This window comes from Lacticaseibacillus camelliae DSM 22697 = JCM 13995 (assembly GCF_001311195.1).
GTDB lineage: Bacteria > Bacillota > Bacilli > Lactobacillales > Lactobacillaceae > Lacticaseibacillus > Lacticaseibacillus camelliae.
In genome coordinates, this window is the sequence record NZ_BBAJ01000013.1 from 14339 (window position 1) to 37385 (window position 23047).

A 23047-nucleotide genomic window follows, 5' to 3' on the forward strand; every position below is an offset into this window, starting at 1 on the left:
GAATCGCCGATAAAAAGGCGCTGAAAACGGCATGAGATACGCGAGTGTAAACCCTTGATCAACAAGTGTATCCAGCGCTCGCCGCATGAGCAATTCAATATTGCCTGCCCACTGGCTTCGGGATATGAAGCAACGTCGCTGACGCCGGCCATCTTAAAAGTTGTTTCTCCCATCCGAACATCAAGATGAATCGCGGTGAGCGCACTGACCAGCGGTTCGCCAATACCCCAGGCGCTGGCATGCTGAAATTCCATGATATTTGCTTTTTCCTCATCGTCATCCATCGACCAGTCAAAAGCATATTTAAGCAGCTGTCGGTACTCTGCGTCGTCGCTGTCGTGTAGTTCTCTAATAGTCATACAGCCCTCCCAGACACAATGAAGTTAATATTCTCGTTTAGTTTTGCTTCTATTTTCTCGTTCATTGTAGTTGAAGCTTTGCTCCGTCGCACAAAAAAACGGACGCCCGTAAGCATCCGCACTCAATTTGCCGGTAGCTGTCCGGCTGAGCCACTGGAAATGTTTTCTGAGTGCGCCGGCGCTACCCATCATGCCGCCAATAGTACTTCTCAGTCGCCGCTTTGAACGCGGCCTGCCAGGCAGCCGTGGCCTTCTTCGCAATCGCGGTCTTAGGCGCCACAATGTCGACGCCGTGAAACCAGCCATCGTAAACGTCGCAGTGCGCGGCAACGCCGGCATCCTGCAAATGCTTAATGTAGGTCAACGTTTCTTGGTAAAACGGCTCGATCGTACCGACAAACGTGTACGTCGGTGGCAGATTGCGATAGTCCGTGGCTCTCGCCGGGGCAGCGTACGGCGAAACGTGATCGGTGCGATAAGCCGCCCCCAGGTACAGCCGCCAAGCGTTGGCGTTGCTCTTCGTATTCCAAATCGGCGCATCGTTTTCCGCAGAAGACGCGGTTGGCCGATCATCCAGCATCGGGTAAAGCGGCATCTGAAAGGCAATGGGAATCTCGCCCTGGTCGCGGGCATACAGCGTGAGGGCAGCGGTCAAGCCGCCACCGGCACTTTCGCCAGCGACAAACAACTGCTCAGGATTGATGCCGAGCGCCGCATGATGATCATTCATCCACCTCAACGCTAAATAAGCATCGTCAAGCGCCGCCGGGTACGGGGCTTCCGTAGACAGGCGATAATCGGGCATGACGACGACGGCATTGCTCACGGCTTGCACGTGCCGGGCATACGACAGGTCAATTTCCGGTATCTCCATTGCGTAGCCGCCGCCGTGAAGCCAAAGCACGCCAGTCGCCAGCGGTTTGGGCTGCATCGGCTGGGCAACGATGATCCGCAGGCGACTGCCATCTGGGCGCTGCGCCCAGTGCTCAGTCACGTTCATGTCCTTGGGAAAATGCCTTTGGGCGAAGTGTCTCATGAACCAGTTCCCACGGCGGAAAAATTTCGCACTCATCTCTGGCACCAACTTGCGGACCACTACCCCTAATTTCCGCACATCCGGGTGAATCTGATTGTTTTTAATGTGTGCCAAAACGCTCACCTCTGCTGACGATCCTTTTCTATACTATCACTGACTAATACTGTGGCGGTGATCAAGAAACTGCATGTTCAGACCAGCCGCGCCAAAACGTAAAAAAACACGCCGGACAGCTCGCACACCAAGTGCATGCGAAACCTCAGACGTGTTTTTTTGATGGCCGCAGCTCAGTCGTGCTGCGGGAAAAGACTACTTCGCGTTTTCGTCGTAATCGGCCATCATCTCATCGATGACTTCCTTGACTGGCTGAATGCTGTGCACCATTGAGATGCCAGTGCCCACGGACACATAGCCGCGCTCCAGGTCACCATCCAGCATGCCAATCCGCATGCCGCTGGTGCCGCCCATCAGCTTGGCGTTGGCCTTTTTGGCTTCGGCTGCCGGCAGCGTGCGGTCGTTTTCGGCCAGCTGGTCAACCAACTTGGTCGGCAAAGACCGGTAGTAGTCTGGCAGCGTCCGGAACAGGGTCAGGTCCTCGGCGTTTGAATCCACGATCAGCTGCTTGACGTTCTCCGCAGCTGGATTTTCCGTTGTCGGGATCAGGCGAGAACCAACGTAGACCCCTTCCGCGCCCAGCGCAAAGGCCGCGTTGACAGTGCGCGCATCGGCGATCCCGCCGGCCAGCAACACCGGAATTTTCACGGCGTCGGCGATCATCGGCATGATAGCAAACGAACCGATCTCGCCGCCGGGCATGGTGCCGCCTTCGTCAAAGCCAGTCGCCACGTACACGTCCGCGCCCTGCTTTTCGACGGCCTGGGCGTCCTCGATCGACGGCTGCAGGGAGCGCACGATGGTTTTAATACCGTGGTCCTTGAGCGTCTTCATGGTTGCCGGGTCGACGCCGTAAGTGTCGCTGGACACGCCGCCGAGCGAGTTCAGTAGCACGGCCGGCACGTGTTCTTCGATGACGACGTCCAGAATTTTCTTCGTGAAAATCGATGTGTCGCCACCGGCCACGATCAGCGTGACGGCAAACGGTTTGTCGGTCAGCGCCTGGGTCTGCTTGACCTGTTCGCGCATGCGCTCAGCGGTTTCATCGGCGCTAGGCGTCACCGTGTGCGCGCCGGCGTTGGGGCCGAGAATGCCCATTCCCCCGGCATTGCTGACGGCGGCGACAAACTTGGCATCCGTCAGCCACGACATAGCGCCTTGGACGAATGGATACTTGATGCCTAGAATTGATGCGACTCGATTCATGTTTTATCCTCACCTTTCGTTATCTAACCTCACTATACAAAGCGCCATGACGGGCTTCAACTGGCAAAGTAGGGTTTTCTGTGCGTTAAGTGTCACTTAAAGGGTATACTGTCCGGTAAGAGGAAAAATCATGAATAAAAACGATCTGCGTTACCGCAAAACCGAAACCAACTTGAAACAGGCCTACCTGGCGCTGCTGGCCGAGCACGACTGCCGCACCATTACGGTCAGTCAGCTGTGCACCCTGGCCCAGTGTGCACGCAATACTTTTTACCAGCATTACCCCGACCTCGAGACGCTAAAAGATCACATCATCGGCGAGGTCCTAGACGAAATCTCTGGGGCCTTCCACACCACCGATACGGACCTGGCGCAGATCGACGCCAACCGGACGCGCCAATACGTTGAAGGCATCATTGCAGGTGTCACCAATCAGCAGGAAACTCTCCAGCGCCTATTCGCCAAGGACGACGGGACCTTCCAAAAACAGCTGACAGACGTAATTTACGCGCAAGTGATAGCCGGCGACCGCTCGTTATCCAAAGTCGCCGACACGCCGGTCAACCGTCTCAACGCCGCGTATCTGGCCGCTGCGGTTGCCGGCTTCATCGCCAGCTGGCTCAGCGACCCTGAGGTGACACCGGCCATGGCAGAGCAAACGCTGCTGGCGCTTCATCAGCCGACCATCAACACGAGTACCGCTTACCTGACAACGGCATCGCAGAAGGGGTAGCACTACCCCATTGGCATCACGCTCGTGTCTCGCTATTCTGGCCGCGGCACTTTACCCATCAAAAAGGCCTGGCCATCCCATAGCTAGACCCGAAACGCGAAAGAAAGCAGGAGAGATACCCTATCAATGTTTCCCGTGAAACATTGCCAACCTTACCCCGACAATCACCGGGCATGATCACATCATAGAATCCCTACCCCACCGGTATCGAAGGCGATAATCTCTCTCAGCGCCGCAATGCCATGACCATCACCGGTCAGATTAGTCGCGGCAGTGGTTGCCGTTACACCATGACCCCGGTCTACACAGCCCATCACAAGCTCGCACCGCAAACTCAACAGCGGCCGCCCTCCAACAGGATACATGTTCCTCTTTGGTTGGCTGCAAACCTTTTCAGGAGAACATCATGCGCGTACGCAAAAAGCCTGCCAGATCAATTTCTGACAGGCTTTTCGTGAGTCGCATTGGTCACCTGATCCATCAGGGAAAACAAAGGGTGCCATCGGCTCAGAAAAAATCATCATCCGCATCGAGGTCCAGGACCACCTCGCGAACGTCTTTTTTTAGCATTCTTAATGGCTTTACTCAGCGGCACCGGATCAGTTGGAGAGGCCAAGACCAGTTGCAGCACTAAGGCCAGATTCATCCCACCGACCAGCCGGACATTCGGCAGGTCGAGCAGTGCCATCGCGGCGTTGCACATTGACCCGCCGACAATATCTGCCAAAATGACCACGTCTTGATCCGCAGTGATCGTTTGGCGCAGGTTGGCGATGATCGCGTCAGGCAGTTCACCAGGCATTAACCCGTGTGCCTCTAAGTTGGCCTGAGGCCCCGCAATCATTTCGACCGCGGCCTTCATCCCCAGTGCCAGTTGATTGTGGGATACCAGAATTATTCTCGACATCTATAAGACTCCTTCAGGTTGATTCATCCCTTCACAAGCAAGGAGTATGCCAAGGGACTGTCGAACTATGGCAAAGGCAACGCTAGTCCGTAAACACAATGTCGTAGAGATAATTCAGCTCCCCCTCGGGAACTGTCACGCCATAAGTGGTTTCGATCTCGGATAACGCGCGGCGCAGTTGGGCCAGCCCCTGGACCCGTGGCTCAACATCGGTCACATGCGCATACTCCAACGGCTTGTCATTGCGAATCAGACGCTCGATCAACGCCGAGATGTGCACGTACAGAGTCGCCCGCTGATTATTGGAAAGATGGATTTTCGCGCTGTCCTCCAGCCGCTCAATCATTTTACCAACGATTTTGATCACCTTATGAACGTCTAGGATCGTCACCGCCGAAAGCAGCCGCTCCAGGGAGAGATTCTGGATGAGTTTGTCATTGATCGAGGCCAGCTCCTCAGCGTCCGTAATTGTCGGAAACAACTGCTGCACAACCTCGGTCCCCTTGTTTGAAAAGAGCATCTCCAGTGAGATGAAGGGCACGTCCGGTAGTTTCGGATCGTTGGTGCCCACGATTGCGACCACGTCGTATTGCTTAAACATCGGCGCTTCCCGCTGATATTTGAGCAAAAAGGCGTAGTCGACAGACTCCACTTTATAATTCACGGAAGCCGGAATGCTGTGTTCTAACAACGCCTCGATTTGGCGTGCGGACCCCACCCCGGTGTGGCAGGTCGTGACGATCATTGGTGTCTTCTCGATCACCGGGTAAGTTAGCTTGTACTGTGGCAACAATTTATCCTGCACTCGGCGCCCAATCTCATCGATGCCCGCGTCCTGCTGGATCATTTCGCCAACGTAAAGCGCCTCTTGCGTCGACACATTATTGATCAGGAGCAGCGGCCCGGTCAGCAAGTCGCTCAGGGTCTCCGGCAGCACCATCAGGGAACCCATGTCAACCAACACGATCAGCCCTTTGTGACAATCATACTTTTTGACGTAATCGACCAGAAAACTTTTGACCTGATCGACAGACACCGTCAGCGGCATGTCGTACGCATCAAAAACCTTGCCATTGAGAAACTGGTTGGTGACATCCGCGATTGAACTGGCGGTCGAAAACCCATGGGCCAAGATCAAGGCGTGCTGCCCAGTTTCTTCAGCATTCAGCTCAAGGCTGACCAGGTAGCTCAGCAAAAGTAGCCGGTTCAGGGCATCCAGCCGAAAGTCCAGCTGGGTCCGGACCAGGTCCAAGAACGCCTTTAGCAGCTGATTTTCGACTGTCGCGTGTTCGGTCAGCAGCGCCAGCAGGTGCTCAATTTTGGCCTCGTTAGCCGGAGTCAAGGTCAGTTCAAAGTCGTGCTTGCGATACAGAAAATTAGCAATGGTGACGACGGCGTTGCCTTTAATTTTCACAAAAAAGCTTGAATTCAAGTAGTCAAACAGCTTCTGAATCACCGCCGTCAGGTACTTCAGCGACTCGTTTTCGAAACGCTTGTCTTGGTGGACCATCTGTTCCATCAGCGCGGCCGTTTCTCGGGCCAGTTGTTGCTTCACGACATCCGGTGTGATCTGCTGGGTCTGGTAGTCATTTTCCAGCCGTAAGAATTTCTGAATCAGCTCCTTCACCAGCGTATTGTCGTCATGCCAGGCTTTCAGGTAATCCGACAGCACGCTTTTGGGGGTGAAAACCACCGGCTCTTGGACAATCGTCTCCTGCTCGTTGACGGCCAGCAAATTGGTCAGCAAGCCGTTGCCGATATTCTCAGTGGCGATCGTCATGGCCTGCTTGCTGTCTGACTGGGAGAAAACGCGGGCGCAAAGAATCCGCACATCCGATCGCAGCTCACCAACATTGGCTTTGTAGGTGTGATTGTACAGGCGGTTGATGATCCACGGGCTGACCGTGATCTGCATATCGAGCCGTTTGGCTCATTGATGAACGCCTGGTAGATATGCGTCCGCAGCTCGATTTTGGACCGGTCGTTGAGATTCGGCACGGTCACCGCGATTGGAATCCGCCGCATGAACGTCTGGAGGAAAGTCTCCTGCAGATCCTCGGTCGTCGCAAAGACAAGGCGGACGTTTGATCTGCGAATGGCACTGGTGTCCCCCATGCGCTGGAACGTCCCGGTATCCATGAACGAGAAAAGCTTCTCCTGGCTTTCCGGATCCAAGCGATGGCACTCATCTAGGAACAAGATCCCACCATCGGCCGCCTCCAGCATCCCCTTCATGTCACTGACAGCCCCGGTGAAGCTGCCCTTGACGTAGCCGAACAGGTTGCTCGAAAGCAGTTCCGGATTGTGGTAATACTGCGCGCAGTTAAGCGTTAGAAATGGCGCGTGCGCTTTTAGGATGCCTTCCTGCACGCAGTACTCATACGACAGCTTAGCCAAATAGCTTTTGCCGACCCCGGTGCTCCCGGAGAGAATAAACGGCAATCCGTTGGGTGGGTATGCCAAGGCGGTAATAATGCGGTCAATGTCCTCCTTCATGCTTTGGTCGCTGCCGATGAATGACTTGAAGACATTATTTCTCGCCGTTTGCTCGTGTTCAAGGGCGGCTAGTGATGGGTAAACGTCCAGCTTGGGGACAAAAAAACTGCGCCGCAAACGCCTCGTGGTCGGCAAAATACGTCGGCCGTGACTTGATCTGCAAGACCTGGTGCGCTTTGAGCAACTCATTCAGGTACTGACTGGTCGTATTACGGCTCAAGTGCACCGCGCTGGCAATTGCTTCCGTCGTGATCGCGGTCAGGTCGGCCAAGCTTGAGGCCGCCTCGGTCAACTGCCGCACTTGTGCCCCAACTTCATGAACCCCCATTGAGTGCGCCTCCTTCGACACATTATAGAATCGTGTCTGTTCTGTCGAAAACATCATACCATTTATTCACTGGTTCACAAGAATTTCCTGAAGGCGCTTTTATAAATGTCTTCGCCAGCCCCGTCAAACCACGGTTCACGTCTTATTCGCCAATTACTGGCACCATAGTTGCTTATTCAACGGTGAAGGCCTAAGTTCCAAATTCTGCAGAAAAAAAGATGAGGTGATCTTATTGATAAAAATGTTACGCATTGACGAACGCCTGATCCACGGTCAGGTCGCACTGATCTGGAGCCGAAACCTTGGCGTCAGTCGGATCATTGTCGTGAACGATAAGGCAGCAAATGATCCGATTCAGACGGCCTCCTTGAAAATGGCGACCCCTGACACCATGAAAGCAATTGTGTTGACGCGCGAAAACGCCAAGGTCCTGTTTGCCGATCCGCGGATCCAGCAACTCGACAGCTTGATCGTCGTGAATAATCCGCAAGACGCGCGCTTCGTCACGGAAATCGTCTCCGGGATCCCACGGGTCAACATCGGCAACTTCGGCCGGGTCGGTAAGGCAGAAGAAAAGAAACAGTACACGGATAACCTGCGGCTGAGCGACCAAGACGTCGCCGACCTGCAGGCCATCGAGGATTCAGGCATCACCCTCAATTACCAAATTGTACCTGATCAGCAACTGATTGCATTCGACAAACTCATTAGCAAAGGAGCTTAAACATGGTTATTCAAGCCTTACTAATTGCCATTATCATGTTCCTCACCAAATTCCTCGACTGGGGTTTCTTCAACATTCAGATCCGGCCGATCTGGATCGGCCCTCTCGTTGGGTTGGCGCTTGGGGACTTGCGCGAAGGCGTTCTAATGGGGGCAGCAATCGAGGCCGTCTTCTTGGGCACCTTCAGCGTTGGTGGTTCAGTACCTTCCGATGTCGCCTCTGCTGGGGTGTTCGGCACTGCCTTCGGGATCTTGCTAGGCAAGGGCACCTCGGCGGCCGTCGCGTTATCCATCCCGATCGGCTTACTCGCGGTGTTACTCTTCAACCTGATTGCCGGTGTCTTCTTCAACTTTGTCGTTGACTTCGAAGACCGCGCCGTTGCAAACCACAATGATAAGCTTTTCACCGCCGCTCACTACTTCGCCATCATCTTCTACCTACCGTTTATGCGATCATGGCGTTCGTGATCATGATGGTCGGCGTTGAACCCGTTAAGAGCCTGATGGACAGCATGCCGGGCTTCGTCAACAACGCCTTGACTGCCATGTCCGCTGCACTGCCAGCCTTAGGATGGCGATCCTGGTCAACTCGATGTGGGATAAGCAATTGATCCCGTTCTTCTTCATTGGTTTCATCCTGGCTGCTTACCTGAACCTCGGCACCATGCCGATTGCCGTTCTTGGGGCGGCAATCGCGGTTTACTACGTCCTGACCGACTTCAGCAAGCGTAAGAACAACAAGAATAACCCTAGCGGACCGGCCACCGGCGACACCGGGAAGACTGGCTCCAAAGAAATGGAGGACTTCTTATCGTGAGTACAAAAAAATACGACTTTGACCACTGAAGACAAGAAAAACATTCACAGCATCTTCTGGCGCGGCTTCACTGTCATGGGTGAAATGACCTATGTCCGGATGCAGGGACCAGGTTTCGGCTGGACCATGATGCCGCTGCTGCGCAAGCTTTACAAAAATGACGACGACTACTACGCCGCACTTACCCGGCACATGCAGTACTTCAACACCAACCCTGTTTTCCTGCCGTTCCTTCAAGGGATCGTCTACTCCATGGAGAAACAGAACGCGGAAAAGCCCGTTGATAACATCGAAGAAAGTGTGCAGGGCCTCAAAGTCGGCTTGATGGGACCACTGGCCGGCTTGGGCGATTCGTTCTTTACCGGCACCTGGCGTGTCATCACGACCGGGATTGCTTTGGGACTGGCCACTCAGGGCAACGTCCTGGGGCCGATTCTCTTCCTGCTGCTGTTCCACCTGCCGTACTACTTCGTTCGTTACTACGGCGGCGTCTTAGGTTACAAGGTTGGGGCGAACTACATTTCTGAAGCCCAAGAAAGTGGGCTCCTCACCTCCATCACTAAAGGTTGCTCCATGCTGGGTCTGATCATGATCGGCGCCATGAGTTTCCTCAACGTGCCCCTAAAGTTCACGGTCAACACCAAGTTTGGCGGTGTGCCGTTCAAACTGCAGGACACCCTGGACGGGATCCTCAAGGGCATCGTGCCCCTGCTCATCATCTGGCTGATGATTTGGCTGCTCCGGAAGAAGAAGGTCTCCACGACCGCACTGCTGATTGGCGTCATCGTGATCTCTGCGGTGCTCGGCGGCTTAGGAATCATGATTTAGGGGCAGAACGCACATGATCATCGAAGGAAGTTATTTTGCAACTGCACTCTCTCGTCATCAGGATTATGTCGCGGTGCTACCCAAACAGTTGTCACCCGAGACGCACATCATGTTCCTGTTGCACGGCGTGAACGCCAACGAAAAGACCTGGCTCGTGAACACGCCCCTGCCAGACCTCGCCAATCAGCACAATATCGCGTTCTTCTGCCCCACCGGCGAAAACAGTTTCTACACGGACCACATGGACGGCGAAGACTACGGTGTGGCGGTCGGCGAGCAGTTCTACCAAGCAATGAGGGCCACGTTTAACCTGCGCTTCACTTACCTCAACACGGCCATCGCAGGCTACTCAATGGGCGGATATGGCGCGGTCAAGCTGGGGCTGCAATTTCCCTACTACAGCCAAATCGGCGGCTTTTCACCGGCGTTCATCTTCTATAAGCGCCACCGCGATGATCCCGTCTTCAAGCACGTCTTCGTCAAGGGCCTTGAAGGCAGCGAGAACGATGCCGTTTATCTGTTTCAGCAGCGCCAAACCGCCGGCGGGCCGGTGCCAGCGACCCATCTGTACTGCGGCGACGCTGACCCGCTCGATGCGCACACACGAGCGTTCAAACAGGCCGTTGATGAGATCGCCCCGGGAACGGTGACCTATAAGCAGCAGCAAGGGTTTCATGACTTCTCGCTGTGGCGGCCGGCACTGGTGGATTTCATTCAAACCATCTGGCACTAACTGAAAAGAATCGCGGTTTTGGGGACCGCGATTTTTTTCGCCAAAATTTCGCGCCCGACTGGCATAAAATCGACACAATCTGGCATTTTGCTTGCTTATTCAAGCACGTGGGCGATTTTATCCAGGAGGTGAAAGTATTGCATGCTTCAAGGTTCTTACAACATTACAGGAGGAAAGATATGAAACACAGATTAGCCTGGTTTGGCTTTATCATGTCAATTGCTGCTGTCTTCACGACTGCACTGCTACCAAATCAAGAAACCAACGCCGCAGCAGATCCTGCAATCAGTGATGCGGTGACACTCAACATCACCAAAACAAACGGCTTCTTACACCCCGCGATCAGTGTCGATCCAGAGCAACTTCAAAACACGCGCCGCGAGTTAGCGACGGGGGCGCAGCCATGGCAAGCTTACTATGAAGGCATGGTTCAAAGTCCTTATGCAAGCCGCGACTTCAAGGCGGCCAACTTGAAAAGCGGGACCTTCGATACACCAAAAGATGCCACTTTTGCTTCTTCTGGCCAGGAGTTAACCCTTAGCGCCGATGGCTTCCGTGCCTACACGCAGGCCATTATGTATTACCTGACTGGGCAAAAGCAGTATCGTTATAATGCCATCCGCCTGGTCCGAACTTGGGAGAACATGGATCCCGCCGGATTCAAATATTACGCAGACGCTCACATTCACGCTCCCGTGCCCTTTTACTATATGGTCAGTGCAGCGGAACTGTTAAAGTTCACCTCCGTCGACGGCAATCTCTACACTGATGCTGAGGGTAATCAGGTCAATCTGAACTGGACCAGCACGGACAACAGCAAGCTGACTCAGAACTTGATCGATCCTTTAGTCACCAACTTGCTGATCAAAACCAAGGATCAATACTTTGCCCAACATCTTTATCCGTTGACCGGCGCCCTAGCCGCCGCCATCTTTAAAAATGATCAGGCCGCGTACACCGATGCGGTTGAGCAGACCTTTGTTAACGCTGGCTCGTCGCGACCAAACATCAACGGTGCATTAAACAATCTCTTCCACCAAATGAGTGCTGACGACCCCCGTAATCCCGTCAAGCAGGACTTTGTTGAACACCTGGAGATGGGGCGCGATGCCAACCATGCAAAGGACGATGTATTCTGCTTCACTGGTCTGGCGCGCGTGATCAATAACCAAGGGACATTAGTCGATCCAACCACTGGTGAACCCTCGACTGCAGCCAACGCTGTTGACCCTTATCAGTTCGGCAACAACCGGCTAATCGAAGGCGCCGAACAATTCTATCGGTACAACGACGGGGAAACCATCCCCTGGATTCAAGTGTCCAAACCGGGTGACACTACGCACCCAGCCATTGAGGCCGATGGCGTTCAAAACATCATCGATTTCGGTGGTGCCGTCAGCACTGATGGCCGAGGCCGAATGAACAAACCGTATACCTCCAGTGAACTATACGACTACTACCGATTCCAGGAAGGCCTATCCGCAGCCGAAATCGCCAAGCGCTACCCGGCAGTGGCAACTCAAGCCACCCACCTGAATGGGACCACCTTCTATGAAGGCACAACCGCACTGAACTACTGGGGCGTGTACAGCGACAATAAGATCACAGAAATTGGCACAGACTACTGGCTCTCGATGCCGGCAGCTAAGGGCAGTGACAGCGCCACTTTCCCGTCAGCGCCTGCAACCAATGCTGATGTTAGCTTCATTCAACACGGCACGATTCTTGACGAGAATCACGCCAGTTGACAAAGGATGGGATAACCGTCGAAGCCGTATCTGACCAGAAGGACATCAAAGAAACAGCTTACGACAAGCGTTATCCGCAAGACACGACCACCGCTCGTGGCGGCTCACAAATTGCCTTAGCCGGGTTGGTCAAGCCGACAGATGGTTATTTTGCAATCAAGCTGAAGACCAATGGCGTGGCAAAGTTGTTGATCAGCTCAAGCAATTTGCCTAACAAAGCCTATCAAACCCTGACCCTTCCAAATACCAAAAATCAGTGGCAAACCGTCGCTTACCCGACCAACGGCGGCCAAGCTTACATGGACTTCTACGCTGTGGTGGGCAAGTCATCTACTAAGGTCACTTTTGCCGCAGCCAGCTACACCGATCAGGCCGCACTGCCAGTCATTGGTGAGACCGCTCGTGACACGGCAGTCTTCTTGGGTCACACCATCACTCTGAAACTCAGCGCCACTAATGCCACCACCCTAACGTTGGCCGACGGTCCAAAAGGGCTACAACTTGCCGCTGATGGCACCCTATCTTGGAAGCCGACCGCTGCTGGTGACTACCCGGTCACAGTGACGGCAACGAATGGTCAGCGAACCGTCAACAAGACCTTTACAATCAGCGTTAAAAAGGACCGGACCACCGCGTACAACCAAGCCACCCAACAACTCAGTGAAGGCGTTTATACAACCGCTTCGATGGCAAAAATTAATACAGCTGCTAAGGCCGTCATCAATCTGCTCGATCATGGTGACGATGCCGCCTTCCAATCAGCGCTTACAGCATATACCGAGGCAATCAAGCAAGGCGAGCTGCTCAATCCAACGCTGGAAGACCATAGCTTGAACTACGCAGCATATCCTGACATGACGATTGCCAATTTACTCACCAAAGACACATTGAGCCTCGACCCTAAACAAACCTTCAATACCACCGCACTGGTCGACAACGATCCGGCGTCTTACGGCGGTGACTGGATGACTCCGGCCGTGCTAGACTTCGGCGAGAATTATCGGGTGACACTCACCTCCTCCTCATTTCTTGCTCGTACCGGTTTTCCGAATCGTACGCAAGGCGCTAATCTTTATGCTCAAACGACGCCAAAACTTGGACGAAACTGACCACGACCACAACAAAGCGCGATAACCAGATGCAGACAGTGGCAATCGATCAAGCCCAGCAGGGTATTGCTTACCGGTACATTAAGATTCAAGTTGATGAGCCCGGTGAGCCGACCGACCCGGCCTGGCCTGGAATCGCTAGCTTTGCCGATATCCACTTATTTGGCACTCGGACTGAAGTAACGAAAGATGCCGCTGGTAGTACCCGGCCAAAGCTGCTCAGTGAGCCAAGCCAACCGGCGCTCGATGACCACAGCACCAACCAAACCGAAGTGACCAACCCGACCAAAAAGCCGTCACAACCTACTGGAAGCGATGCTAGCTTCAATCATGGTCAGTCCACTGCCGCTTCACGTGGTCACAACCACCCTTCAGCTGATCAGTCTTCAATCAAGGCTGAGGCCAAATCAAAGAAACCAGCCCCTATCAAAGCAAACCGCACAAGTGTGAAACAGGATAAGCATGCAAGGAAGGCTTATCCTCAAACGGGTGAATCCCATCGCCTGACGTATAGTATTGCTGGTTTACTGATAGCAGCCGTCAGCGCACTGCTGATGATTGCCAGAGTCAAACGCGCCAACAGATAACGTCACCACTCAGTAAAGGCTTCGAGATAAAAGTGATAATAACTAAATAAGAGATCTAGAATCTTTGGCATTGGTCATGAGAATGCTGGAGATTCTGGATCTTTTTATGTGAGACGACAAAAAAAGCGGTTATTCACCGCTCTTTGCCAATCACTGCCGTGCGCCGGTCGCATTGGCCTGCTTGAGCCAGCCTTGGCGCTTGGCATCGGAACTCTTTTTCACCATGTTGCAGCTCATCCACTTCACGTGCTTGAGCCCCATTTTGACGAACGTACCGCGGACCAAGGCGCGCTGGATGGCATTGCCGAAGACCCAGCGGTACAGGCTCTTGGGCGTGTTCATCGTGGTCATGATGGTGGTCGACTTGAGATTCGGCAGGTTCGAGGCCATGCCGACGCCGCCCTTGGTGTAGTTAAAGGTTTCGCCAGGGAAAACCACCTTGTCGATGAAGCCTTTCATCATCGCTGGCATCAGCTCCCACCAAATCGGAAAAATCAAGATCAGGTGATCGGCCGCCTTGACGCGTTCAATGTAGTCAATGGCCTGCGGGTCCTGCGCCTTGTGCTTCAGAAAACCAATCAGGTCCTTGCTGTGCATGACCGGGTCAAACCCGTCCGCCTCCAGATCGATCACGTCGACGGTGTTGCCCGCCTTTTCCGCACCAGCTTTGGCCGAGGCCATCAGCGCATGGCAGAAGCTGCCGTCATAGGGGTGACTTGTTACGATTACTGTGTTTGTCATATTGTTTGCCTCCAAATGTTGATGAGGTAAGCATAACGAGGTTTGAACAGCGCAGCATTAACGATTGTTAATTCTGAAATTATTTTTTGACGCGGCTGCGAATTCGGGACAGCGAGACTGGCGTGATGCCCAGATAAGAGGCTAACTCGTACTTCGGCACGCGCTTGACCAGCTTAGGGTCGCTGGCCAGCAGCACCTGGTAGCGCGCTTCCGGCGAGTCCTGAATGCGATTGAGAAAATACTGCGTGTAATCGATAAACCGGTGGCACACATAATCGGTGAACACCGCCATCAGCTGGGGCTCTTTTTCCAGCGCCTGCCGCAGCGCCTCACCATCCACGACCGTCACCGTCGTCGGCTCGATCGCCGTGATTGAAAACAGGCTGGGCTTGCGCAGATAAAAGCTCTCAAACGACGACACGACCTGCCCTTCGAAGAAAAACTGCACCGTAATATCACGGCCGTCATCGTTGTGCCACAGCCGCACTGCGCCGCGTTCGACGAAGTACAGCTGGGTGGCAACATCCCCCTCGCGCAGCAGGTCATCCCCGCGGTCGATTGTTTTCTCGTGACCCATTTGTTTGAACCGGTCGTAGTAGTCACTCAGTTTCATCTCAGCGCCTCGTTTCTCTTTCAGATTACTCCGGGCGATTCCACCTAACAGTATATAGAAGAACCTCGACTGTGAGTGCATTTCTTCAGCTTTTGCTCTGGTAAATACCGAGGCTCACACCATTTTAAGCAAAGATAAGCGATTTTAAGCATAAATCCTTAAAACGTGTTATACTCAAGCTAACATAACCAAGAAAGTAGGGATCTGAATGTCCGAAGTCGATTACTCTTCTAAGGAATATTTTGACAAGCTGACCGCATACTGGCGGGCCGCAAACTATGTCTCCGTGGGTCAACTGTACCTGCGCGACAACCCGCTGCTGAAGCGGCCGCTCAAGTCCAGCGACGTGAAAGTCAATCCATTGGGCCACTGGGGCACCATTGCCAGTCAGAACTTCATTTACGCGCACCTGAATCGCCTGATCAACAAGTATGACCTGAACATGTTTTACATTGAAGGCCCAGGTCACGGTGGTCAGGTCATGATCTCCAATGCGTACCTCGATGGCACCTACACCGAGACCTACCCGAACATCACCCAAGACGAAAAAGGTATGAAGATCCTGTTCAAGCGCTTCTCGTTCCCTGGTGGTGCCGCCAGTCACGCCAACGCGCAGATTCCCGGCTCCATTCACGAAGGCGGCGAACTCGGCTACGCGCTGAGCCACGCGACCGGCGCGATCCTCGACAACCCGGACGTCATTGCGGCCACCGTCATTGGCGATGGCGAAAGCGAAACGGGCCCCTTGGCGGCCAGCTGGTTCTCTAACACGTTCATCAACCCAATCACCGATGGTGCCGTTTTGCCGATCATCAACATGAACGGCTTCAAGATCTCCAACCCGACCATCCTATCCCGCAAGACCGATGAGGAACTCACCGAGTACTACGGCGGCATGGGCTGGAAGCCTTACTTCATCGAAGGCGATGACCCGGAGAAGCTGAACCCAGAAATGGCAAAAGCCTTCGATTCCGCCATCGAAGAAATTAAGAGTATCCAGAAGCACGCCCGTGAGACCGGCGACACCACAATGCCGCACTGGCCAGTGATGATCGTCCGCACGCCAAAAGGCTGGACTGGCCCGAAGAGCTGGGACGGCGATAAAATCGAAGGCTCGTTCCGTGCCCACCAGATCCCGATCCCGGTATCCCGTGATCACATGGAGCACGCCGACGCTTTGGAAGCTTGGCTCAAGTCCTACAAGCCGGAAGAGCTATTCGATGACAACGGCGTGTTGAAGCCTGAGCTTAAGGCCATGGCTCCGACTGGCACAAAGCGCATGGCGGATAACCCGATCACCAACATGGGCAACCACACCAAGCCACTGGTCCTCCCTGACTTCCACAAGTACGCCCTCGACAACACCGAGCGCGGCAAGAACGTGCGTCAGGACATGCTCATCTGGTCCGACTACCTGCGCGATTTAATCAAGCTGAACCCGGATAACTTCCGCGTCTTCGGCCCTGACGAAACCATGTCCAACCGCCTGTACGGTCTCTTTGATACAACCAATCGTCAGTGGTTAGAACACATTTCCGACAACGGCTCTGACGAGGACATGAACGCGTCCGGTCGCATCATCGATTCCCAGCTGTCTGAACACCAGGCGGAAGGCTTCCTTGAAGGCTACACCCTGACCGGTCGTCACGGCGTGTTCACGTCCTACGAAGCATTCCTGCGCGTGGTGGACTCCATGCTGACCCAGTACTTCAAGTGGATTCGCGAAGCCGCAGACGAGCCTTGGCACCGTCCATATCCGTCACTGAACGTCGTCTCCACTTCGACCTCGTTCCAGCAGGATCACAACGGCTACACCCATCAAGACCCGGGTATTTTGACGCATCTGGCCGAAAAGAAAGGCGAATTCATTCGTGAGTATCTGCCGGCCGACGCCAACTCCCTGCTCGCAATTTCGCCGAAGGTTTTCAGCAGCGAAAACACCATCAACCTGCTCATTACCTCCAAGCAGCCGCGGCCGCAGTTCTACTCCATTGAAGAAGCCACAGTTCTGGCCAACAATGGCTTGAAGCGCATCGACTGGGCTTCTAACGACGATGGCGTTGAACCGGATGTCGTGCTGGCCGCAGCCGGGACCGAACCGAACATGGAAAGCCTCGCCGCCATCAACCTCCTGCACGATCAGTTCCCTGACCTCAAGATCCGGTTCGTCAACGTACTGGATCTTCTGAAGCTGAAGAAGGACGATCCGCGCGGCCTGAGCGACGAAGAATTCGACTCGTACTTCACCAAGGACAAGCCGGTCTTCTTCCAGTTCCACGGCTTTGAAGACCTGATCAAAGACATCTTTTTCGATCGTCACAACCACAATCTGTTTGTTCACGGCTACCGTGAGGAAGGCGCCATCACGACACCGTTCGACATGCGGGTCCTGAACCAGCTCGACCGGTTCCACTTGGCCAAGGACGTCGTTGAACACGTCCCAGGTTACGCGGAAAAGGGCGCGGCCTTCGTTCAGAAGATGGACGACACCCTGCAGTATCACTACGATTACATCCGCGACACCGGCGAAGACATCCCAGAAGTCCAAAACTGGGTCTGGAAGCCGATCAAATAAGACATTCAACATCAGTTTGAGAAACGTGCAATCCCCAGCCGGACTGCACGTTTTTTTTGCCTACCAGGTCATTATGTTTCACGTGGAACGCGACGGTACCCGCTGCACTCCGGTATAATAAGCAATGGATGCGGTTTCACCGTATCATGCTGAATGAAAGAAGGAATCATATATGAGTTTTCCTAAAAACTTCCTGTGGGGCGGTGCCACTGCCGCTAACCAACTTGAAGGGGCATACGACGTCGACGGGCGCGGGCCATCAATCGACGACATCGCACCAGCGGCAAGGACCGCATGAAAATTATTAAGAGTCCCGATTTTGACTGGCAGCCCCACCCCAAGTACACGTACCCGAACCACGAGGGCATCGACTTTTACCACCACTACAAAGAAGACATCGCCCTGTTCGCCGAAATGGGCTTCAAGGCTTACCGCTTCTCCATTAGCTGGAGCCGCATTTTCCCACGCGGTGATGAGGCGCAACCAAATGAAAAAGGGCTGACTTTTTACCAGAACGTAATCGATGAGTGCTTGAAGTACAACATCGAGCCGGTCATCACCATTTCCCACTACGAGCTGCCACTGTACCTAGCCGAGCACTACGGCGGCTGGAAGAACAAGCAGCTGATCGGCTTTTTCAAGCACTACGCGGAAACGGTGATCGACCGCTTCGGAGACCAGGTCAAATACTGGCTGACGTTCAACGAAATCAACTCGGCGGCCAGCTTCCCCTTCTCCAGCCAAGGCATGATCGCCAAAACCGGGGCTGACGACAAGCGCAACGTCTTTCAGGCTTGGCACAACCAGTTCGTCGGCTCAGCCTATGCAGTCAAAGCAGCGCACGAGAAGAACCCAGACAGCCAGGTCGGCAACATGATCGTTTACGCCACCAATTACGCGTACGACGCCAACCCGGTCAACCAGCTGGCCGCGCTGAAGTTCGACCAAGGCTTTAACTACTACACCACCGATGTACAGGTGCGCGGTGAGTACCCGGCTTATAGTGAGTCGCTGTACAAGCAGTACGGCTTCACCGGCGCCGACCTCGACCGCACGCCGGAGGAACTCGCCCTGCTCAAAAAGTACCACGTCGACTTCCTGTCGTTCTCCTACTACATGTCTAGCGTCACCGAAGTCACCGGCAAAGTAAACGAAAAAAACCGCTGGCAACATCCTGGGCGGCCTCAAAAACCCGTTCTTGAAGGAAAGTGAGTGGGGCTGGCAGATCGATCCAGTCGGCCTGCGCGTTGGGCTAAACCGGCTCTACGACCGCTACCAGGTCCCGCTGTTCATCGTCGAAAACGGTCTCGGTGCCGCAGACACGGTGGAACCCGACGGCAAGATCAACGACGACTACCGCATCGACTATCTGAAGTCACACATCGAGGCGATCCAAGGGGCGATCGACGATGGCGTGCCAGTCATGGGTTACACCCCATGGGGTTGCATCGACCTGGTTTCCCTATCGACCGGCGAAATGAGCAAGCGTTACGGCTTCATCTACGTCGACATGGACGACCAGGGCCACGGCACCCTCGCCCGGTCGAAGAAGAAGTCCTTCTACTGGTACAAGCAAGTTATCGCGTCAAACGGTACCGATCTGAGTTCTGATCATCTCGACTACTAAAACGCGTTTTTTCATCGTTTTCAACCCGGTGTATCAACATTTCCCCCATTTCATCTCACAGCCTAACGTCAAATACAAAATCCGCGTTTTTTTCACCTGATAAGGCGCGTGGTTGAGCTGTTTTATCAAAAAAACACCCACTTTCGACAATGACGAAAGTGGGTGCTTTGCGTTAGCCCTGCTTAGCCCATGCTTCAGCTTCTGCGTAGACCTTCGCGACTTTATCTTTTTGATCAACGCCCAGCAGATCCTGGCTAATGGTGCCGCCATCCTGGGTGCGTGTGTACGCCATCCAGCGGTACGGCAGGCGTAAGTCTTTGACATCCGCCGGGTCGATTTTCAGGTCCGTGCCTGGAATCGCAGGAGTCAGCTTGTCGGCCTCGTAAATCGACAGCATGTCAGCGATGCGCCACTCGCCGTCGCGTTTTTCCACGCGGTAGATCAGGCGCATGAACTCTTCAAGGACAACCTCAACCCCGTGCAGCTGCTCCCAGTAATCGGAGAGGTTCGGCATCTCGACGTACGCACGGGTCGCGCTGAGCTGATGGACGACCGGCGTGGACACGCGGGTAATGATTGTACTGTTCATCTCGGCTGTGCCCTTGCCAATAAAGGAACTGATTGGGCCGCTTTGCCAGCTAGTATGTACGGTCGCATCCGGCCAGTAAACGCTGGTCAGCGCATCATTGGCGTTGCGGACCCGGTACTGCCGCTCTGCGGCGACAACTTGTTCAATTGCTGTTGTGTCATCCATATTAATCATACCTTCCTGGTTTACGTGTAATTACAACTTAACTGGTGACAAGCTTACCACCCTGCCAATAAAATACAAGCAGAAATTAAATAACTGCCCTGCACCGGGAGCAGCTCGGCACAAGGCAGCTATTTTAGAGGTGGTGTTAGTTGGAATTAACGGTCATTAATCCTCGTCGTCATCATCGTCGTCAACTTCAACAAGGTCTTCCCAGGCCGTTTTACCCAGGAAACTCTGAAGCTTACGGACCGCCTGGTTGTTCTCCCCGCGTAACTTCGTGAGGTAAGCCGCCATGGCTGGGCGTTCCTCGCGCTCGGCCAGCTTGATGGCGCGGTCGATGTACATGTCTTCAGTGGTGAAGTCCTTGGCGGTCTGTGCGACCATGTTGGCGGCGGTGTCGTACTTCAACCGGCCGTCTTCCTGCAGCCCGGTGTACTTCGCGAATTCACCAGTCGTGCTGGGGACGATTTGATCCTCATCCAACAGCACCTCGCCGATTTCGTCGATTTGCTGGCGGTTCTGCGCGATCAGCTGCTGATAGAAATCTGCAACGGCCAGGCTTTGCTCGCCTTTCACGTACCAGGCGACCTGGTGCATCTTGACGTTCATCACGAACAGATTCGCGACGATGTGGCCAGTCATGGCTCCAGCGGTTGGCTTGTGGTGATCCAGATCCGCTTGCTTCACTTCTGCTTCGTATTGTTCATCAATTGTCATGATTTGCCCCCTACTCGTTGTCCTTCACGCGCACTTTTTTGACTTCGTAACCCAGCTTGGTGACGACGTCCGACAACTGATCGGCAGAGGTCTGGGTGTCGTCGAAATCGGCCTTCACCTTTCCGGCATTGAACAGCACCTTCACATTGGAAACCCCAGGCTGCTGCTTAACGGCGCCTTCGATCTTGGTGAGGCAAGACGGGCAGGTTAGCTGATCCAGTTGCATCGTAATTTTTTTACTCATTGAAAAGACTCCCTTTCGCTTATTTACAAGTTCATTCTACCGGGTTCGTTACTTCGTGGAATTGACCGCGGTCAAGTTCGCGACATTTTCTGATTTTTCTTTGTCGTCGTTTTTCCCGTAGTTGATCAGGCGCATCGCGTTGAAAATAACGACTAAGATAGAAGCCTCGTGAACGAACATCCCACTGGCCATGTAGATGAAGCCGGCGATCAGGCCCAGCAGCAGGAAGGCGACCACGGCAATGGAGATGAAGATGTTCTCACGCGTGTTAAGCACGGTCTTCTTGGCCAGCTTGTACGCGTGGTCCAAGGCCGCAAAGCTGGACTTCATCAGGACAATGTCAGAGGTTTCAATCGCGACGTCGGTGCCTGAGCCCATCGCGATGCCGATGTCGGCAGTGGCCAGGGACGGGCTGTCGTTGATGCCATCCCCAACGAAGGCAACGGTGCGGCCTTCGTCTTCAAACTTCTTCACATAAGTAACTTTGTCCTGCGGCAGCAAGTCAGCGTGGACCTCATCGATCCCCAGCTGATCCGCGACGTAATTCGCGGTTTGCGTGTTATCACCGGTCAGCATGACCAGGTGCTTGGCACCGGCCTTTTTCAGCTCGGCCAGCTCATCTTTCAGGCCTTCGCGAATGGTGTCGGCGATGGCGTAAATCGCGGCGACCTGCGTATCAACGGCCACAATGACAATCGAACTGCCGGTGGCCTGGAACTGACTTAGCGTCTGCGCCTGTTCGTCGGTTAGCTGAACGTGGTGCGCCTCAAGCAGCTTGCGGTTCCCGGCGCATACGGTGTGACCGGCAACGGTGGCAGTGATGCCTTGGCCCTTAATGGTGCTGCTGTTTTCGATTGACAGAGACTGATAATCCAGGTGAGCGTCATCGGCGGCCTGCGTCAGCGCACGGCCCAGTGGGTGATCGGACAGCGCCTCGACGGCGGCGGTCAGCTGTAATACCTGGTTGGCGTCTGGACCGTAAACTTTGCTGTCTGCCAACGCGGTTTTGCCTGTGGTCAGCGTGCCGGTTTTATCAAACACGAAGGTGTCGACTTTCGAGAAGGTATCCATGGCGGAGCCCCCCTTGACCAAAATGCCGCGTTTGGCGCCGTTGCCGATGCCAGCCACGTTGGAAACCGGCGCGCCGATGACCAAAGCCCCAGGGCACCCAAGCACCAACACCGTGATGGCAAGCTTAAAGTCGCGGGAAATCAGGCCGACCACCAACGCGATGACCAGCACCGCCGGGGTGTAATACTTGGCGAAGCGGTCGATAAACTTTTCGGCATGGGACTTCGTGTCCTGCGCGTCTTCAACCAGCTCGATGATCTTGGCAAACGTCGTGTCGTCCCCGACCTTAGTCGCCTTGATCTTCACGTACCCGTCGCTGAGCAGCGTGCCGGAGAACACGGTATCCCCGGCGTTCTTGGTGACGGCGCGCGACTCGCCGGTCACGGCAGCTTCATCGGCGTACCCTTGACCGTCGACGATTTCACCGTCGACCGGGATCGAACCACCGGTTTTGACTTGGACCACGTCGCCGACATCCAGGTCGTCAACGTCGACTTCTTCAATTGTCCCGTCATCGTGGACCAGTTCCGCGCTGGTCGGTGCCATTTCGGTCAGGCTCTTAATGGACTGACGGGTCTTGGTGAGGGTTTTCTGTTCCAGGAAGTTCCCGAACAGGAAGAGGAAGGTCACAATGGCACTTTCGTTGTACTCACCGATGATAAACGCCCCGATCACCGCGATAGTGACCAGCAGTTCAATGCTGATGACCTTCACGCGCAGCGCCTGGTAGGCATGCAAGAAAATCGGAATGCCGGCAACAATCGAAGCAACCATCAAGCTGACCGTATAGACCAGCGGTGCATTCAGCAGGTATCGGCCTGCGTACCCGAGCACAATCAGAAGCGCCGAAACGGCGGTGAGCTGAGTCGTGTGCTTTTCGATCCACATCTGAAATTTCATATCTTCCACTCTCCTTGAAGTTGACCGTTTCGACGCCTGCCGAATGGCCTTTCCTTATTGACAAGTTCAGCTTAAGGCATA

Annotated in this window: 20 protein-coding genes and 3 pseudogenes; 10 read left to right on the forward strand and 13 right to left on the reverse strand. The window is 54.2% G+C overall.

Going from position 1 to position 23047, the window contains the following annotated elements:
- Positions 1-51: 51 nt before the first annotated feature.
- The 3 genes and pseudogenes from JCM13995_RS15640 to JCM13995_RS03850 form a co-directional block, all read right to left on the reverse strand.
- Positions 52-359 (reverse strand): annotated as a pseudogene (locus JCM13995_RS15640) (GNAT family N-acetyltransferase); the annotation flags it as partial.
- A gap of 181 nt (positions 360-540) precedes the next feature.
- Positions 541-1509, reverse strand: coding sequence for an alpha/beta hydrolase (locus JCM13995_RS03845; RefSeq protein WP_202813290.1), 969 nt, complete (start codon positions 1507-1509; stop codon positions 541-543).
- Between the two features lie 195 nt (positions 1510-1704).
- Positions 1705-2715 (reverse strand): NAD(P)H-dependent flavin oxidoreductase, encoded by a 1011-nt coding sequence (locus tag JCM13995_RS03850; protein WP_054662663.1) that lies wholly within the window; start codon positions 2713-2715, stop codon positions 1705-1707.
- Between the two features lie 130 nt (positions 2716-2845).
- Between JCM13995_RS03850 and JCM13995_RS03855 the strand changes: the two genes are divergently transcribed.
- Positions 2846-3448: a TetR/AcrR family transcriptional regulator gene (locus JCM13995_RS03855; protein ID WP_054662666.1), complete on the forward strand. Its 603-nt coding sequence runs from the start codon at positions 2846-2848 to the stop codon at positions 3446-3448.
- A 520-nt stretch (positions 3449-3968) separates the two neighbouring features.
- Here the strand turns inward: JCM13995_RS03855 and JCM13995_RS03860 are convergent.
- The 4 genes from JCM13995_RS03860 to JCM13995_RS15655 all read right to left on the reverse strand — a co-directional run bounded on the left by JCM13995_RS03860 (position 3969) and on the right by JCM13995_RS15655 (position 7179).
- Complete coding sequence (locus JCM13995_RS03860; protein ID WP_054662669.1) at positions 3969-4355, reverse strand: PTS sugar transporter subunit IIA; 387 nt, start codon at positions 4353-4355, stop codon at positions 3969-3971.
- 82 nt (positions 4356-4437) lie between these two features.
- Positions 4438-6135: a PRD domain-containing protein gene (locus tag JCM13995_RS15645; RefSeq protein WP_225350702.1), complete on the reverse strand. Its 1698-nt coding sequence runs from the start codon at positions 6133-6135 to the stop codon at positions 4438-4440.
- A complete protein-coding gene (locus JCM13995_RS15650; RefSeq protein ID WP_225350703.1) occupies positions 6132-6968 on the reverse strand; it encodes a sigma 54-interacting transcriptional regulator in 837 nt (278 codons plus the stop codon). Before JCM13995_RS15650 ends, JCM13995_RS15645 begins: the two co-directional genes overlap by 4 nt.
- Entirely contained in the window at positions 6910-7179 is a 270-nt protein-coding gene (locus JCM13995_RS15655; RefSeq protein ID WP_225350704.1) for a hypothetical protein, read from the reverse strand. The genes JCM13995_RS15650 and JCM13995_RS15655 overlap by 59 nt, the downstream gene beginning before the upstream one ends.
- 241 nt (positions 7180-7420) lie before the next feature.
- Between JCM13995_RS15655 and JCM13995_RS03870 the strand changes: the two genes are divergently transcribed.
- The 7 genes and pseudogenes from JCM13995_RS03870 to JCM13995_RS03905 all read left to right on the forward strand — a co-directional run bounded on the left by JCM13995_RS03870 (position 7421) and on the right by JCM13995_RS03905 (position 13724).
- Positions 7421-7903 (forward strand): PTS sugar transporter subunit IIB, encoded by a 483-nt coding sequence (locus JCM13995_RS03870; RefSeq protein WP_054662673.1) that lies wholly within the window; start codon positions 7421-7423, stop codon positions 7901-7903.
- Positions 7904-7938: 35 nt separating this feature from the next.
- A pseudogene (locus JCM13995_RS18000) lies at positions 7939-8719 on the forward strand (PTS mannose/fructose/sorbose/N-acetylgalactosamine transporter subunit IIC).
- Positions 8720-8737: 18 nt separating this feature from the next.
- A complete protein-coding gene (locus JCM13995_RS03885) occupies positions 8738-9547 on the forward strand; it encodes a PTS system mannose/fructose/sorbose family transporter subunit IID (RefSeq protein WP_054662681.1) in 810 nt (269 codons plus the stop codon).
- Positions 9548-9560: 13 nt separating this feature from the next.
- Complete coding sequence (locus JCM13995_RS03890) at positions 9561-10280, forward strand: alpha/beta hydrolase (protein ID WP_054662684.1); 720 nt, start codon at positions 9561-9563, stop codon at positions 10278-10280.
- Positions 10281-10459: 179 nt separating this feature from the next.
- On the forward strand, positions 10460-12028 hold the full coding sequence (locus JCM13995_RS03895; protein ID WP_054662687.1) for a hypothetical protein: 1569 nt from the start codon (positions 10460-10462) through the stop codon (positions 12026-12028).
- Positions 12025-13137 carry a putative Ig domain-containing protein gene (locus JCM13995_RS03900; RefSeq protein ID WP_054662690.1) on the forward strand — a complete coding sequence of 371 codons (1113 nt, stop codon included), beginning with the start codon at positions 12025-12027 and terminating at the stop codon, positions 13135-13137. Before JCM13995_RS03895 ends, JCM13995_RS03900 begins: the two co-directional genes overlap by 4 nt.
- Before the next feature lie 38 nt (positions 13138-13175).
- Positions 13176-13724 carry an LPXTG cell wall anchor domain-containing protein gene (locus tag JCM13995_RS03905; protein ID WP_162230903.1) on the forward strand — a complete coding sequence of 183 codons (549 nt, stop codon included), beginning with the start codon at positions 13176-13178 and terminating at the stop codon, positions 13722-13724.
- Between the two features lie 150 nt (positions 13725-13874).
- On the opposite strand, the gene JCM13995_RS03910 is transcribed toward JCM13995_RS03905, so the two are convergent.
- Both JCM13995_RS03910 and JCM13995_RS03915 read right to left on the reverse strand, forming a co-directional pair.
- Positions 13875-14465 carry an NAD(P)H-dependent oxidoreductase gene (locus JCM13995_RS03910; protein ID WP_054662696.1) on the reverse strand — a complete coding sequence of 197 codons (591 nt, stop codon included), beginning with the start codon at positions 14463-14465 and terminating at the stop codon, positions 13875-13877.
- A gap of 79 nt (positions 14466-14544) precedes the next feature.
- On the reverse strand, positions 14545-15078 hold the full coding sequence (locus tag JCM13995_RS03915) for a Crp/Fnr family transcriptional regulator (protein ID WP_054662699.1): 534 nt from the start codon (positions 15076-15078) through the stop codon (positions 14545-14547).
- Between the two features lie 208 nt (positions 15079-15286).
- Here JCM13995_RS03915 and JCM13995_RS03920 point away from each other — a divergent pair, with 208 nt between their 5' ends.
- The gene (locus JCM13995_RS03920; RefSeq protein ID WP_054662702.1) at positions 15287-17653 is read left to right on the forward strand and encodes a phosphoketolase family protein; all 2367 of its coding nucleotides are present in this window, start codon (positions 15287-15289) and stop codon (positions 17651-17653) included.
- A 172-nt stretch (positions 17654-17825) separates the two neighbouring features.
- Positions 17826-19280 (forward strand): annotated as a pseudogene (locus JCM13995_RS03925) (glycoside hydrolase family 1 protein).
- 172 nt (positions 19281-19452) lie between these two features.
- Here JCM13995_RS03925 and JCM13995_RS03930 read toward each other — a convergent pair.
- The 4 genes from JCM13995_RS03930 to JCM13995_RS03945 form a co-directional block, all read right to left on the reverse strand.
- Positions 19453-20034, reverse strand: coding sequence for a hypothetical protein (locus JCM13995_RS03930; protein WP_054662704.1), 582 nt, complete (start codon positions 20032-20034; stop codon positions 19453-19455).
- A gap of 165 nt (positions 20035-20199) precedes the next feature.
- Positions 20200-20751, reverse strand: coding sequence for a ferritin-like domain-containing protein (locus JCM13995_RS03935; protein ID WP_054662706.1), 552 nt, complete (start codon positions 20749-20751; stop codon positions 20200-20202).
- Between the two features lie 10 nt (positions 20752-20761).
- Entirely contained in the window at positions 20762-20995 is a 234-nt protein-coding gene (locus JCM13995_RS03940) for a heavy-metal-associated domain-containing protein (protein ID WP_054662709.1), read from the reverse strand.
- Between the two features lie 48 nt (positions 20996-21043).
- Positions 21044-22966, reverse strand: coding sequence for a heavy metal translocating P-type ATPase (locus tag JCM13995_RS03945; protein WP_054662712.1), 1923 nt, complete (start codon positions 22964-22966; stop codon positions 21044-21046).
- Between the last annotated feature and the right edge of the window lie 81 nt (positions 22967-23047).

Bases quoted from the DNA above. Each gene is read 5' to 3' on its own strand.
- JCM13995_RS15655 (WP_225350704.1), bottom strand. From the start codon at position 7,179: ATGGGGGTTCATGAAGTTGGGGCACAAGTGCGGCAGTTGACCGAGGCG.
- JCM13995_RS03910 (WP_054662696.1), bottom strand. From the start codon at position 14,465: ATGACAAACACAGTAATCGTAACAAGTCACCCCTATGACGGCAGCTTC.
- JCM13995_RS03915 (WP_054662699.1), bottom strand. From the start codon at position 15,078: ATGAAACTGAGTGACTACTACGACCGGTTCAAACAAATGGGTCACGAG.
- JCM13995_RS03940 (WP_054662709.1), bottom strand. From the start codon at position 20,995: ATGAGTAAAAAAATTACGATGCAACTGGATCAGCTAACCTGCCCGTCT.
- JCM13995_RS03870 (WP_054662673.1), top strand. From the start codon at position 7,421: ATGTTACGCATTGACGAACGCCTGATCCACGGTCAGGTCGCACTGATC.
- JCM13995_RS03855 (WP_054662666.1), top strand. From the start codon at position 2,846: ATGAATAAAAACGATCTGCGTTACCGCAAAACCGAAACCAACTTGAAA.
- JCM13995_RS03930 (WP_054662704.1), bottom strand. From the start codon at position 20,034: ATGGATGACACAACAGCAATTGAACAAGTTGTCGCCGCAGAGCGGCAG.
- JCM13995_RS03890 (WP_054662684.1), top strand. From the start codon at position 9,561: ATGATCATCGAAGGAAGTTATTTTGCAACTGCACTCTCTCGTCATCAG.
- JCM13995_RS03935 (WP_054662706.1), bottom strand. From the start codon at position 20,751: ATGACAATTGATGAACAATACGAAGCAGAAGTGAAGCAAGCGGATCTG.
- JCM13995_RS03945 (WP_054662712.1), bottom strand. From the start codon at position 22,966: ATGAAATTTCAGATGTGGATCGAAAAGCACACGACTCAGCTCACCGCC.
- JCM13995_RS03850 (WP_054662663.1), bottom strand. From the start codon at position 2,715: ATGAATCGAGTCGCATCAATTCTAGGCATCAAGTATCCATTCGTCCAA.
- JCM13995_RS03895 (WP_054662687.1), top strand. From the start codon at position 10,460: ATGAAACACAGATTAGCCTGGTTTGGCTTTATCATGTCAATTGCTGCT.
- JCM13995_RS15645 (WP_225350702.1), bottom strand. From the start codon at position 6,135: ATGACGATCGCCACTGAGAATATCGGCAACGGCTTGCTGACCAATTTG.
- JCM13995_RS03860 (WP_054662669.1), bottom strand. From the start codon at position 4,355: ATGTCGAGAATAATTCTGGTATCCCACAATCAACTGGCACTGGGGATG.
- JCM13995_RS03920 (WP_054662702.1), top strand. From the start codon at position 15,287: ATGTCCGAAGTCGATTACTCTTCTAAGGAATATTTTGACAAGCTGACC.